Source organism: Dinoroseobacter sp. PD6 (assembly GCF_028807315.1).
GTDB lineage: Bacteria > Pseudomonadota > Alphaproteobacteria > Rhodobacterales > Rhodobacteraceae > Dinoroseobacter > Dinoroseobacter shibae.
Window position 1 is genome coordinate 383,216 of record NZ_JARAMN010000003.1, and the last position, 12,742, is coordinate 395,957.

The window sequence follows — 12,742 nt, forward strand, 5'->3', positions numbered from 1 at the left end:
AGGTCAACCCGGGGGCGTGCACGGCACAACCCCGGGGCGGGGCAACACCCGCTTGTCGGTGTGGGCGATTATTGGGTTTCGCATCCTGTCCGGGCCTTCTAGGTTGCCCGTGACAAATGCAGGAGGATGCCAGCATGGCCGATATCAAAGACCCGGAAAATACGATCCTGATGGAGCTCAAGGATGGCACCGTCACTATTGAGTTGCTGCCAGACGTGGCGCCCAAGCACGCCGAGCGCATGAAGGAGCTTGCCCGCGCGGGAGCCTATGACAACGTTGTGTTTCACCGGGTGATCGACGGGTTCATGGCCCAGACCGGGGATGTGGCGAACGGTAACGCGGCCAAGGATTTCAACATCCGCATGGCGGGCACGGGCGGCTCGGACCTGCCGGATCTGCCGGCGGAGTTCTCGTCGCTGCCCCATGACCGGGGCACGCTCGGGGCGGCGCGTTCGGCCAATCCCGACAGCGCGAACTCCCAGTTCTTCATCAACTTTTCGGACAATCACTTCCTGAACGGACAGTACACGGTCTATGGCCGCGTGATCTCGGGTATGGAGCATGTGGACAAGATCGTCCGCGGAGAGCCGCCGATGAACCCCGACCAGATGATCTCCGTGAAGGTGGCGGCCGATGCGTAGTCTTGCCCTGGCGTTGACCCTGTTGGCGAGCCCCGCGCTCGCCACGGGGCTGCAGATCGAGGTCGCGGGCGAGGGGGCCAACGGCACCATCACCATCGACCTGCGCGAGGATATCGCGCCCCAGCATGTCAAGCAAATCTCGGAGTTGGCCGCAGAAGGCGCCTATGACGACGTGGTGTTTCATCGCGTGATCGAAGGCTTCATGGCCCAGACCGGCGATGTCGAACATGGCAAGTTCGGTGGCGATATGCGCCGGGCCGGAACCGGCGCCTCGACCCGTCCCGACCTGCCGGCGGAATTTTCTGACGTGCCGTTCGACCGGGGCGTGGTGGGCATGGCCCGGGCGCAGAGCCCCAACTCGGCGAATTCGCAGTTCTTCATCATGTTCAGCGAAGGGCATTTCCTGAACGGTCAGTACACCGTGGTGGGCGAGGTCACCGACGGTATGGAGGTTGTGGATGCGATCAAGCGCGGCACCGGGCGCAACGGTGCTGTGGTCGGCGCGCCGGACCGCATGGTCAGCGTGACCGTTATCGACTGACCGCGCCGCGCGCGCTGCCATGGGAATGTCACCAGAACGCCTCCGTCGCCCGGGGGCGTTTTTTTTGCCTGTTTTTCGCACTGCCTCATCCCACCTGCCGCCAAGGGCATAGCGCGCGTGGGCGCAACCGCATCACTCCCGCTGCGTCACCTTGCCGTGAGGCGGGCTGGCGCAGTCAGGGGCGCCGATGCATGCTGGCTCAGGGAAACTGGAGGGCCTGTCATGCTCATGCGAAGTCTTGTCCTGATTACGGCCGGATGTCTTTGGATCGGGGCCGCCAAGGCCGATCCCGAGGCCTGGAAGCAGGAATGGCCAAACACCGATTTCTCGATCAGTGCGGTGCCTTTCGTTGAAATCCTCTCGGGCGGTCCTCCGAAGGACGGCATCCCGGCGCTCAGCGATCCCGAGTTCATTCCGGTGATCGAAGAGGACCGTATCGATCCGCGAGAGCCGGTCATTGCGGTGGAACTGGGTGGCCAGACGCCCCGAGCCTATCCGATCCGCTACCTCACATGGCATGAAATCGTGAACGACACCGTGGGCAAGTTGCCCATCGCGGTGACCTTTTGCCCCTTGTGCAACTCGGCCATCACCTTCGACCGGCGGCTGGAGGACACGGTGATCACCCTGGGTGTGAGCGGCAAGCTGCGTATGTCGGACATGGTCATGTATGATCGCGAAACGGAAAGCTGGTGGCAGCAGGCGGTGGGCGAGGGGATCGTAGGGGTCCACACCGGCAAGGTTCTGGAGCAACTGCCAACCTGGATGGAAAGTTGGGCGGAGTTCTCGAGCCGCAATCCGGACGGGCTGGTCATGGACGAACCGAGCTGGAGCCGGGACTATGGCCGCAATCCTTATGTGAACTACGACAGCTCCCGGCGGCCGTTTCTCTATTCCGGCGAGATGCCACCGCACGGTATTCCGGCGCTTGCCCGCGTGATTCGGGTCGGCGACCGGGCCTGGCCGATGGAGCGACTGCGCCTCACCGAGAAGCTGACCGAAGACGGTGTGACGATTTCCTGGCGGGCGGGCAAGGCCTCGGCTCTGGATACGTCTCGGATCGGCGACGGCAAGGATGTCGGCAGCATCCGGGTGCGGGACGCGGAGGGCAACGATCTGCCCCATGACGTGATGTTCGCTTTCGCCTATCACGCCTTTTGGCCCGAGGGCGCATGGATTCTGGGAGATCGGTGATCCAAAGGCGCGGGCTGACGCCCGCATGACATGTTTTGTGGGCGCTGGCTGCGAAGGTCGTGCGCCTGGGGCGAACCGCGCCGTTTTTGGTAACCCGCGGGCGAACAGCGACCTGGCCGTGCCTCCGGCACCGAGGCGTCGACGGTGAGTCGAGCGGATCGCTTCGTGTCGGGTGGTCTTGCTGAGAAAAAGAAGCTGTCTCAGTCCGCGCGTTTGATCAGGGCATGACGCTTGCGGCCTGCGCTGAGTTTGATCGGGGCGGCGAGGCGGTCTGCGTCGATCATAAGGCCCGCATCGGTCAGCGGCGCATCGTCGAGCTTGGCGCCGTTTTCCGCGATCAGGCGCTTGGCTTCCTTGCCGGATTTGGCCAGCCCGCTGCGGGTGATGAGTTGCACGACCGAGATCCCGTCGCCGATCTCGTCGGTGGTCAGGGTCAGGGTCGGCAGATCCTCGCCCGCGCCGCCCTTTTCGAACACTTCGCGGGCAGTGGCTTCGGCGGCTTGCGCAGCCTCCGGCCCGTGCAGGAGGGCGGTGACCGCATTGGCAAGGACGATCTTGGCGTCGTTGATCTCCGACCCCGCGAGCGCGCCGAGCCGGTCGCATTCCTCCAGCGGCAATTCGGTGTAGAGTTTCAGGAAACGGCCAACATCCGCATCGGTGGTGTTGCGCCAGAATTGCCAGAACTCGTAAGGCGAGAGCATGTCGCCATTCAGCCAGATCGCGCCACCCTGGCTTTTGCCCATCTTGCGCCCGTCCGACGTGGTGAGCAGCGGCGAGGTCAGCCCGTAGACCTCCTGGTCGAGGATGCGACGCGTCAGGTCGATCCCGTTCACGATATTGCCCCACTGGTCCGAGCCGCCCATTTGCAACCGGCAGCCGTAGCGGCGGTTGAGCTCCATGAAGTCATAGGCTTGCAGGATCATGTAGTTGAATTCGAGAAAGCTCAGGGATTGCTCCCGGTCCAGCCGGGATTTGACCGACTCAAAACTCAGCATCCGGTTGACGCTGAAATGGCGGCCTACATCGCGCAGGAATTCCAGGTAGTTCAGCCCGTCCAGCCATTCGGCATTGTTCAGCATCAGCGCATCAGTCGGCCCGTCGCCATAGGTGAGGTAGCTGGAAAACACCTGCTTCATGCCGGCGATATTGGCGTCGATCTGCTCGGCGCCCAGCAAGGGTCTCTCGTCAGACCGGAAACTGGGGTCGCCCACCTTGGTTGTCCCGCCGCCCATGAGCGTGATTGGTTTGTGTCCGGTTTTCTGCAGCCAGCGCAGCATCATGATGTTCAGAAGATGCCCTACATGAAGCGAGGCGGCGGTCGCGTCATACCCGATATAGGTGGGGACAACGCCCTTGCTCATGGCCTCGTCCAGCCCCTGATAGTCGGTACAATCCGCCAGGAAACCGCGCTCCATCATCACGCGCATGAAGTCGGATTTGGGCTGGTAGGTCATTGCCGGATCGGTCCATCTTGGGGTGTCGCGTGGTCTATATCGGGGACGGGAATGAAGGGAAAGCCGCTTTGGGCGCTTGGCTGCATGTCGGGCACATCGCTGGACGGGGTCGATGCAGCACTGGTGCTGACTGACGGGGAGCGCGTGCTGGAGCAGGGGCCAAGCGCCTACCGACCCTATAGTGCGACGGAGCGTGCGGCCTTGCGCGCGGTGCTGGGCCGTTGGCCGGGGCCGGGATTGGAAGCGGCACTGGCGGTGGTCCAATCTGCCCATGCGGAGATTATCTCTGGATTTCAGGATGTTGAAATTGTTGGTTTTCATGGCCAGACGCTCGCCCATGATCCACGTGGGGCCGGCACCCATCAACTCGGTGACGGGGCCGCGCTGTCACAGGCGCTTGGTGTGCCCGTGGTCTGGGATTTTCGCAGCGTGGATGTGTCCCTGGGCGGGGAAGGTGCGCCGCTTGCGCCGATTTATCACTGGGCGGTCGCGCGCCATGCGAGATTGGAAAATCCCGTTTGTTTTCTGAATCTTGGTGGTGTCGGGAACCTGACATACGTGGACCCTTCCAAGGGGCCGGAGGCGATGCTGGCCTTCGACACCGGGCCGGTTAATGCCCCGATCGACGACCTGGTGCTGGGGCGGACAGGCCAGCCTTTTGACACGGGCGGGGCGCTGGCGGCTGCCGGGCAAATTGTTCAGCCCATCATCGACCGGCTTCTGGATCAGGATTACTTCTTAAGAATTCCACCGAAATCATTGGATAGAAATGACTTTTCCTGGTTGTCGGAGGCAGTTTGCGAACTGGAGACGCCTGATGCGGTCGCCACCCTGACCGCCTGCGGGGCCGCGGCCGTGGCGGCGGGTGTTTCCCTGATGCCCCACGCGCCTTCGGCGATAGTGCTGTGTGGTGGAGGGCGAAAAAACAATTATATGAAACAGAGTATTGCGAAATTTACTTCATGTGACGTGACAGACGTCGATGCGCTCGGCTTCGACGGAGACATGATCGAGGCGCAAGCGTTCGGTTTCATGGCCGTGCGGGTTCTGAACGGCGCGCCCACGTCCTTCCCCGGCACCACGGGGGTCGCGGCGCCCGTGGGGGGGGGCGTCACGAGTGGGCTGAACTGATCCGGCTTGCGCTGGCGTCTAGGGCGCGCGCGGAATGTCGAAGCCTGCCGGCGCCAGGGTGAAGCCCTCGAACCTGAACCCCGGTGACACGGTGCAACTCACCAGGCTCCACCCATCTGCAGTGGTGGCCGTGCTTGTCGCAGCTTGCCAGTGGTCCGGCGGCACGATGGCCTGTGGGCTACCTGCGTCCAGATCGGCGCACAGCCGGTGATGCCGGGCTGGACCGGCCTTGGTCGCGGCGATCCACAGGTCCAGCGGTGCGCCCCCATTCCAGAGCCAGATCTCCGTCGCGTCCACCTTGTGCCAGTGGCTTCGCTCCCCGGTCTTGAGCAGGAAGTAGATGGCAGTGCCCGCAGGACGGGCACCCGGGGCCGCCTCGGCGACCCAGGTCTGGCGGTACCAGCCTCCTTCGGGATGGGGGGCAAGGTCCAGGCGGCGGATGATTTCGTCGGCGGTCATGGCGCTCTCAGGGGCCCAGTTCGGGTGCGGGGCGATGCTCCCGCCACAGGATATAGAGACCGGCCGAGACCGTGACAGCGATCCCCAGCGCCGCAAGACCATTCGGCAGATCCCGGAAGATCATCCAGCCGATCGCCGTGGCGAAGGGTATCTCGAGATACTGCATCGGGGCCAGCGTCGCGGAGGGTGCCAGCCGCAAGGCCCAAGTCATGGCGAGATGCGCCGCGGTGCCGATCGCGCCGAGCAGGGCCAGAAGCAGCAGAACCGGACCATCAGGCCAGAACTGGCGCGCGCCGAGAGCTTCGGCCGAGATCAGCCATCCAAGCAACAGCACCGCACTTGCCATCCAGCCCGACAGGGCTTGAAGCCGCACCGGGTCCACATCGCGCGCGAGTTGCCGGGTGGTCAGCATGAACAGTGCAAAGCACACCGCAACCCCCAGCGGCAGCAGGGCCGGGGCGCCGACCTGCGCGAAACTCGGCTGCACGATCAGCAAAGTGCCCGCGAACCCGACCACGCAGGCCCAGATCCGGCGCGGCCCAACCTCTTCGCCCAGTACGTATTTTCCCAGAACCAGCATGAAAAATGGCATCACGAAGGCAATCGCGATGGCATCGGCCAACGGCAGGTAGCGCAAGGCCGTGAACATCATGCCGATGCCCAGCATGTGCAGTCCCGTACGCACCGCCATCAACCGCCATTGCCGCCCCGAGAGCTGCGGGCCCCGACGCAGCGCAAGCGGCGTGAGCAGAATGGCCTGGCTGGCAAATCGCACGAACAGCAGCACAACCAAGGGCACGACACCGCCGAGCACCTTGGCGATCCCGTCGCCGAGCGGCGCCAGAGCACAAAAAAGCAGCATCAGGCCGATGCCGAGAAGGGGGCGATCCCGGGGCATGGCATGAGCCTAGGCGCGGGACCGCTCGCAGGGAAGGCATATGGCAAAGCGGTGCGTGCGGCCCGATTAACTGTTTGGCAAAGCGCAGCTGGCATGGTGGTGGACTATAGTCAGTTTGGGGACGACCATATGACCAGTAAGCGTCGGTATGCCTTGCTATTCGCCATCATCGCCTGCGCAGCGCTGCCTGCAACCAGCGCCTATGTGCTGTACGAGGTGACGGACAATCCGACCCTGCGTCCGCTCGGCATCACGCAGGAACGTCTTGCTTCGGTCAATGGGGGCCCCTCGGAGGGCGTGTCGATACTGGTCCGCGTCGACTGGGGGGCAGACCGCCGGGACGGCATAACCCAGCGCGAGCTGCGCGAGATCATCGCCAGCACGCTCTCCAGTCGCACCGACAGTTTCGTGTTTCAGTTCGAGGATGTGCCGGGGTCGGAGATCGGCATCACATTCAGCGTCGGAGTGAACAGCTACGGCCCCTTCCCGAAAGAACGGATGATCGACGGGATCATGCCGTCCCTGATCGCTCTCGACGCCACAAAGCGCGCCCGCGGCAACGATCGGAGCTGACCGCATCGCGCGGGCGGTGCGATGTCGATCTGCCTGCGCGCACCCGCCGCGCTCGGAGCGCGAGAGGAACCTTTCCGCTACCGCACCGTTGATCCTTCAGACAGCGCCGAGAACGGCGCAGCAGATACAGGAGGATTTTCCATGACCCGCTTGAGCCTTGCTCTCATCGCCACGACCGCCATGTGTAGCCCTGCCTTCGCGATGAGTGGCGCAGACGAGGGCAACACAGTGTCCGAGGTCCAATCCCATGCGACAGAAGCCGCCGAGACCGTCGAAAACGGTGCATCCGAAGTGTATGATCGGATAACCGAAGAGATCAGCGATGCCGCCGCTGCAGTGGAAAGCGCCACGACGTCCAGTACGGAGCAGGCCGCAGAGGTCGGTGGTGATGCCGCCAGCGCGGTCGAGGACGTCTATAACTCGGCTGTCGAGACCACGAAAAAAGCCTATGCGGAAGCAATTGATGAAGTTGAGCACACGAAAGAAACCCTCGCCGCCCGCGCGGAAATGGGCGAGGCGCGCGTCCTCACACCGATCGACCTCGATAATCGGTCCGACTTCATCAGGGCCAGCGACATCATCGGGGCCGACATCTATACCGCCCGCGCGGCGATGGAACCTGGCGCCTGGCGAAAAGCCACGCGCATTGCCGACGATTGGGATAACATCGGCAACGTGGCCGAAATGGTTGTCGGGCCGGACGGAAACCTGCGGGGCTTTGTCGCCGAAGTGGGCGGCGTTCTCGGGATGGGCGATGCCCATGTCCTGATCGAGATGTCGGACCTGCATCGCACCATGCCTGACGATGATGGCAACTTCGCCTTCGTGACGTGGATGTCCGAGGAGGATCTGAAAAACGAGCGCCCGGTCGAAAAGGATTGGTGGCAGTAAGAACGGGTAAGGGGGCCGACCGGCCCCCTTTTCTTCGAACATCAAAACTTTCTCGCGAAGCTCGCCCGCCCAGGCTCAGCGCAGGATCGACCGGCCCGCGTAGATCGCCGTCTCGCCCAGTTCGTCCTCGATCCGGATGAGTTGGTTGTATTTCGCCAGCCGGTCCGAGCGCGCCAGCGAGCCAGTCTTGATCTGCCCGCAATTCGTGGCCACGGCGAGGTCGGCAATGGTGGCATCCTCAGTCTCGCCGGAGCGGTGCGACATCACGCAAGTCATCCGGTTGCGATGGGCCAGGTCCACCGCCGCAAGGGTTTCGGTCAGGGTGCCGATCTGGTTGACCTTCACCAGCAGGGAATTGGCGCAGCCCTTCTGGATACCCTCGGCCAGCCGTGCAGGGTTCGTGACGAACAGGTCATCGCCCACAAGCTGCACCCGGTCGCCCAGACGCTCGGTCAGCAGCGCCCAACCGTCCCAGTCATCCTCGGAACAGCCATCCTCGATCGACAGGATCGGGTAGTCGTTCACCAGCGCCTCGAGGTAGTCGACATTGGCCTCGGGGGTCAGTGTCTTGCCCTCGCCCTTCATCTCGTAGCGCCCGTCCTCGAAATACTCGGTCGCGGCACAATCCAAGGCGAGATAGATGTCTTCGCCCGGCGTATAGCCGGCCTTTTCGATCGCCTTCAGCACGAAGTCCAGCGCATCGCGGGTGGAGCTGAGGTTCGGCGCAAAGCCGCCCTCATCGCCGATGCCGGTCGACAGGCCCGCGGCCGACAGTTCCTTCTTCAAGGTGTGGAACACCTCGGCGCCCATGCGCACGGCCTCGGCGATGCTGTCGGCCGAGACCGGCATGATCATGAATTCCTGGATATCGATCGGATTGTCCGCATGCTCGCCGCCGTTGATGATATTCATCATGGGCACCGGCAGAACCCGCGCCGAGGTGCCGCCCACATAGCGATAGAGCGGCTGGCCCGTGGCCTCGGCGGCAGCCTTGGCGACCGCCAGCGACACGCCCAGGATCGCATTGGCACCAAGGCGGCTCTTGTTCGGGGTCCCGTCCAGTTCGATCATCGCGCTGTCGATGCCCACCTGGTCGGTCGCGTCGATGCCCATCAGGGCCTCGGCGATCTCGCCATTGACGAAGGCCACCGCCGTCTTGACGCCTTTGCCGAAATACCGTGCTGTGTCCTTGTCGCGCAGCTCGACCGCCTCGTAGGCGCCGGTAGACGCACCCGACGGCACCGCCGCCCGGCCCAGGGTGCCGTCTTCGAGCGTGACGTCCACCTCCACCGTCGGGTTGCCCCGGCTATCAAGAATTTCGCGAGCATAGACATCAACGATCAGTGACATGGGGTCTGTTCCTCTCAGGCGCCGGATTTGCGGCTGTGCATAGCAGGGGTTCTGCGTGGATTGAACTGCTGAATCCGGTCTGCAAGTTGGAATTGTTATCGCTAACATAATTTCTGGGTCTTTCCGGCAACGCCAAGCCCGGCCATCCTTGGTGCGTCGGTGCCATGCAGCATCGGGGCTTCGGAAGGCAGGCAAGGTCATGACCCTCTACAGCAGCGGTATCGCCCCGATGGGGACGATCTGTGATTTGCGCTCGGATACCGTGACTCGGCCCTGCGCCGGGATGCGCGCGGCGATGGCGGACGCCGAGGTAGGGGATGACTGCTACGGCGAGGATCCGACCGTGTTGCGCCTAGAAGCGGTCCTGGCGGAGCGGATGGACAAGGCGGCGGGGCTGTTTTTTCCAACCGGCTGCATGAGCAACCTGGCCGCCCTGATGGCCCAATGCGCCCGCGGCGAAGAGGTGATCGTGGGACGCGACTACCATGTCTACGCAGATGAGGCGGCCTCGGCGAGTGTTCTGGGTGCACTGTCACTGGTTCCGATACCGGTGGCAGAAGATGGCGGGCTGGAGCCTGCAGAGATCCGCGCGGCACTGAAGCCGGAGGATGTGCATTACGCCCGCTCGCGCCTGCTGTGCCTTGAAAACACCGTGGGCGGGCGCGCGGTGCCGCTGGCTCGAATGGCAGCAGCAGTGCGGACCGGGCGGGAGGCGGGGCTTTCGGTCCACCTCGATGGCGCGCGGTTCTTCAACGCGGTGACGGCACTGGGCTGTAGCGAGGCGGAACTGGCGGGCTTGGCGGATACCGTGTCGCTCTGCCTCTCCAAGGGGCTGGGGGCGCCTGCGGGAACGGTGCTGGTCGGACCCACACCCGTGATTGCCGAGGCGCGGCGGCTGCGCAAGCTGTTGGGGGGCGGGATGCGCCAGTCTGGGGTGCTGGCCGCGGCGGGCCTCTGGGCGCTGGAGCACCAGCTGCCGAGACTGGCAGAGGATCACGCCCGGGCAGCACACCTGGCTCGGGCCCTGATCTCGCTCGGGACGGTACGGCAAGGCACCAACATGGTCTTCTTCACGCCGCCGGTGCAGAACCGCGCCGCGCTCGCGGCACGCATGGCGGGGCAGGGTGTGCGGATCAGCGATCCGGGCGAAGGTGCGATCCGGCTGGTGGTGCACAGGGATGTGGACGACGCCGCCCTGACGGCCGCAATCGCTGCGTTCGAGAGTTGTCTCTGACCTTCGTCTGAGGGTGACGAAGCCCGTTCGAACGGGCTTGACCACGCGATTTGGAAATCGCGTCCCAAGCGCCTTGCAAGGCGCTTTATCAAGGCGTTTCGAAACGCCTTTTTGCCGTCAGTGCACGGGCTTGATGAAGGTGCCGTTGTTGAGATCCCGCATCGCTTGCTGCAGTTCGGCGCGGGTGTTCATCACGATCGGCCCATGCCACGCCACGGGCTCCTCGATCGGGCGCCCAGAGACCAACAGGAACCGGGCGCCCTCGGGGCCCGATGTCACCGAAATCTCGTCCCCAGTGTCGAAGCGAACCAGCGTGCGATTGCCCGACATGTCACGGATGTTGATCTCCTCTCCGGCAACCTCCTTCTCGACGCGCACCCCCACGGGCGCGGAAGCGTCGCGGAACCGCGCCGCCCCTGCGAATACATAGGCGAAAGTGTTGGCGTAGGTGTCCACGGGCAGGACGCGGCGCGTGTTTGGCGGCATGGAAATGTCGAGATACTGGGGCTCGGCCGCGATCCCGTCCACGGGGCCGCGCACGCCCCAGAAACTGCCGGTGATCACGCGGGCCCGGGTGCCGTCATCCTCGATCACTTCGGGAATGTCGCTGCCCGCGATGTCCTGGTACCGCGGCGTGGTCATCTTCTGCGCACTGGGCAGATTTGCCCACAACTGAAACCCATGCATCTGCCCGGCGGCATTCCCGCGAGGCATTTCCTGGTGCAGGATCCCCGACCCGGCGGTCATCCACTGTACCGATCCTGCGCCAAGCGTGCCTCGATTGCCGAGGCTGTCACCGTGGTCCACCTCACCTTCCAGCACATAAGTGATCGTCTCGATCCCCCGGTGCGGGTGCCAGGGGAAACCTTTTTCATAGGCCCGCGGATCGTCGTTGCGGAAATCGTCCAGCAACAGGAAGGGATCGCTGTCGGACGGGTCGCCGAAGCCGAACACGCGGTGCAGGTGAACGCCCGCACCCTCCATCGTGGGTTGCGCCATATGTGTCGATTTCACGGGGCGAAAGGTCATCGCGCATCTCCTGCTGTCTGGCTGGAAACATGGCGGCCTTCGCGAGGCCCGGCAACGCGCGGGACGCACAGGGCTTGTGCGTCCTCACTCCTTCTTCATCGGCACGCCGTAGAGTTCGAGCTTGTGGCCCTTCAGCCGGTAACCCAGCTTCTCTGCGATCTTTTCTTGCAGCGCTTCGATCTCGGGCGAGACGAATTCGATCACCTTGCCCGAATTGAGGTCGATCAGGTGGTCGTGGTGGTCGCGCTCGGCATCCTCGTAGCGCGCGCGGCCATCGCCGAAATCGACCTTCTCAAGGATCCCGGCCTCCTCGAACAGTTTGACCGTGCGGTAGACCGTGGCGAGCGAGATGCTGGGATCGAGCGCGGTGGCGCGCGCGTAAAGCTCTTCCACATCCGGGTGGTCCCGCGCCGCGTCCAGAACCGTCGCGATCACGCGGCGCGGTCCGGTGATGCGCAGGCCCTTGGTCTCGCAGCGGCTGAGGATCGTATCTGTCATGTGCGTCCCGTGGATGGTGCCAAGACTGATACGCAATTGCGCCGCGCAGTTCCAGTGCCAAGGAACGGCCGCGCCTGCACCGTCTGCCCGGGGGCTTGCAGGTTTCGGATCAGCCCGGAAGCGTCGGCGCGCCCATCTGCCGGTGCAGGGCGGCACGCTGGGCTGCCGTCAGACCAAGCGCGGTGCAAAGATCGGTCAGGAAACGCGCCTCGGCCGGGCTGTCGAGCCTGATCGTCATCAGCGCCGCGCCGTAGACCCGGTCGCGCAGCCCCTCCGGCGTGTCCGCCGCGAGGCCTGCAGGATCGAGCGGGGCCTGCATCTGTGCCGTGACGAAAGCGACCTCGCCGGGGCTGGCGTCGCCCACGGTGGCGAGGATGCGTTGTTTCTCCTGCATGTCGATGCCGCCGTCGGACTTGGCCGCTTGGATCATCGCCCGGAGCAACAGCTTGGCGGTGTCCTCCTCCTCCCGGCCGGCCGCACCGTCGTCGATATGGCCCGACAGGATGTCGCCGAGGCTGGTGGTCGCGGCCGCCGCGCCGCCTGCCAATCCCAGAACGCCCGCGAGCCCGGCAAGCCCAAGCAAGCCGCCATCCCCTTCACCTCCGGCACCATCGCGCAGATTGTCGAACACACCGCCGAGGCCGCCGGACCCGTCACCGAACAGCCCGCCAAGGGTGCCTTCGGTCTCGGCCCCGCCGAACAGGCTGCCCGCCTCGGCCTGCCCACCGCCGAGCAAAGTTGCCAGCCCTTCGCCCCCGGACAGCTTGTCCACTCCCCGGGCCGCGGCGTAGCCGATGGCCACCTTGGCCAGCGTTCCCATGAAACTCATCCGATCTCTCCCTTCAACTG

The 12,742-nt window shown here is 64.3% G+C and carries 14 protein-coding genes; 7 read left to right on the forward strand and 7 right to left on the reverse strand.

Features of this window, described 5'->3' with window-relative positions; translation table 11 throughout:
- Positions 1-134 precede the first annotated feature (134 nt).
- The 3 genes from PVW48_RS07570 (at position 135) to PVW48_RS07580 (ending at position 2,376) form a co-directional block, all read left to right on the forward strand.
- A complete protein-coding gene (locus PVW48_RS07570; RefSeq protein WP_044027783.1) occupies positions 135-641 on the forward strand; it encodes a peptidylprolyl isomerase in 507 nt (168 codons plus the stop codon).
- Positions 634-1,182 (forward strand): peptidylprolyl isomerase, encoded by a 549-nt coding sequence (locus PVW48_RS07575; RefSeq protein WP_012178821.1) that lies wholly within the window; start codon positions 634-636, stop codon positions 1,180-1,182. The genes PVW48_RS07570 and PVW48_RS07575 overlap by 8 nt, the downstream gene beginning before the upstream one ends.
- 222 nt (positions 1,183-1,404) lie before the next feature.
- The gene (locus tag PVW48_RS07580; RefSeq protein WP_274580904.1) at positions 1,405-2,376 is read left to right on the forward strand and encodes a DUF3179 domain-containing protein; all 972 of its coding nucleotides are present in this window, start codon (positions 1,405-1,407) and stop codon (positions 2,374-2,376) included.
- Between the two features lie 200 nt (positions 2,377-2,576).
- Here PVW48_RS07580 and tyrS read toward each other — a convergent pair whose 3' ends face one another.
- A complete protein-coding gene (gene tyrS / locus PVW48_RS07585) occupies positions 2,577-3,830 on the reverse strand; it encodes a tyrosine--tRNA ligase (protein ID WP_274580905.1) in 1,254 nt (417 codons plus the stop codon).
- Positions 3,831-3,881: 51 nt separating this feature from the next.
- Between tyrS and PVW48_RS07590 the strand changes: the two genes are divergently transcribed.
- Positions 3,882-4,961: an anhydro-N-acetylmuramic acid kinase gene (locus tag PVW48_RS07590; RefSeq protein WP_274580906.1), complete on the forward strand. Its 1,080-nt coding sequence runs from the start codon at positions 3,882-3,884 to the stop codon at positions 4,959-4,961.
- An 18-nt stretch (positions 4,962-4,979) separates the two neighbouring features.
- On the opposite strand, the gene PVW48_RS07595 is transcribed toward PVW48_RS07590, so the two are convergent.
- Both PVW48_RS07595 and PVW48_RS07600 read right to left on the reverse strand, forming a co-directional pair.
- Positions 4,980-5,420, reverse strand: coding sequence for a cupin domain-containing protein (locus tag PVW48_RS07595; RefSeq protein ID WP_274580907.1), 441 nt, complete (start codon positions 5,418-5,420; stop codon positions 4,980-4,982).
- A 7-nt stretch (positions 5,421-5,427) separates the two neighbouring features.
- On the reverse strand, positions 5,428-6,318 hold the full coding sequence (locus PVW48_RS07600) for a DMT family transporter (protein ID WP_274580908.1): 891 nt from the start codon (positions 6,316-6,318) through the stop codon (positions 5,428-5,430).
- A 129-nt stretch (positions 6,319-6,447) separates the two neighbouring features.
- Here PVW48_RS07600 and PVW48_RS07605 point away from each other — a divergent pair, with 129 nt between their 5' ends.
- Both PVW48_RS07605 and PVW48_RS07610 read left to right on the forward strand, forming a co-directional pair.
- Entirely contained in the window at positions 6,448-6,891 is a 444-nt protein-coding gene (locus PVW48_RS07605) for a hypothetical protein (RefSeq protein ID WP_083768425.1), read from the forward strand.
- A gap of 141 nt (positions 6,892-7,032) precedes the next feature.
- A complete protein-coding gene (locus PVW48_RS07610) occupies positions 7,033-7,782 on the forward strand; it encodes a PRC-barrel domain-containing protein (RefSeq protein ID WP_274580909.1) in 750 nt (249 codons plus the stop codon).
- A gap of 75 nt (positions 7,783-7,857) precedes the next feature.
- On the opposite strand, the gene eno is transcribed toward PVW48_RS07610, so the two are convergent.
- The gene (eno, locus tag PVW48_RS07615; RefSeq protein ID WP_274580910.1) at positions 7,858-9,132 is read right to left on the reverse strand and encodes a phosphopyruvate hydratase; all 1,275 of its coding nucleotides are present in this window, start codon (positions 9,130-9,132) and stop codon (positions 7,858-7,860) included.
- A gap of 199 nt (positions 9,133-9,331) precedes the next feature.
- Here eno and ltaE point away from each other — a divergent pair, with 199 nt between their 5' ends.
- Complete coding sequence (ltaE, locus tag PVW48_RS07620; RefSeq protein ID WP_274580911.1) at positions 9,332-10,366, forward strand: low-specificity L-threonine aldolase; 1,035 nt, start codon at positions 9,332-9,334, stop codon at positions 10,364-10,366.
- A 117-nt stretch (positions 10,367-10,483) separates the two neighbouring features.
- Here ltaE and PVW48_RS07625 read toward each other — a convergent pair whose 3' ends face one another.
- The 3 genes from PVW48_RS07625 to PVW48_RS07635 form a co-directional block, all read right to left on the reverse strand.
- Positions 10,484-11,395, reverse strand: a complete 912-nt coding sequence (locus PVW48_RS07625) for a pirin family protein (RefSeq protein WP_274580912.1) — start codon at positions 11,393-11,395, stop codon at positions 10,484-10,486.
- 84 nt (positions 11,396-11,479) lie between these two features.
- Positions 11,480-11,893 (reverse strand): Fur family transcriptional regulator, encoded by a 414-nt coding sequence (locus PVW48_RS07630; RefSeq protein WP_274580913.1) that lies wholly within the window; start codon positions 11,891-11,893, stop codon positions 11,480-11,482.
- Positions 11,894-12,002: 109 nt separating this feature from the next.
- Entirely contained in the window at positions 12,003-12,722 is a 720-nt protein-coding gene (locus PVW48_RS07635; protein WP_274580914.1) for a DUF533 domain-containing protein, read from the reverse strand.
- Positions 12,723-12,742 lie beyond the last annotated feature (20 nt).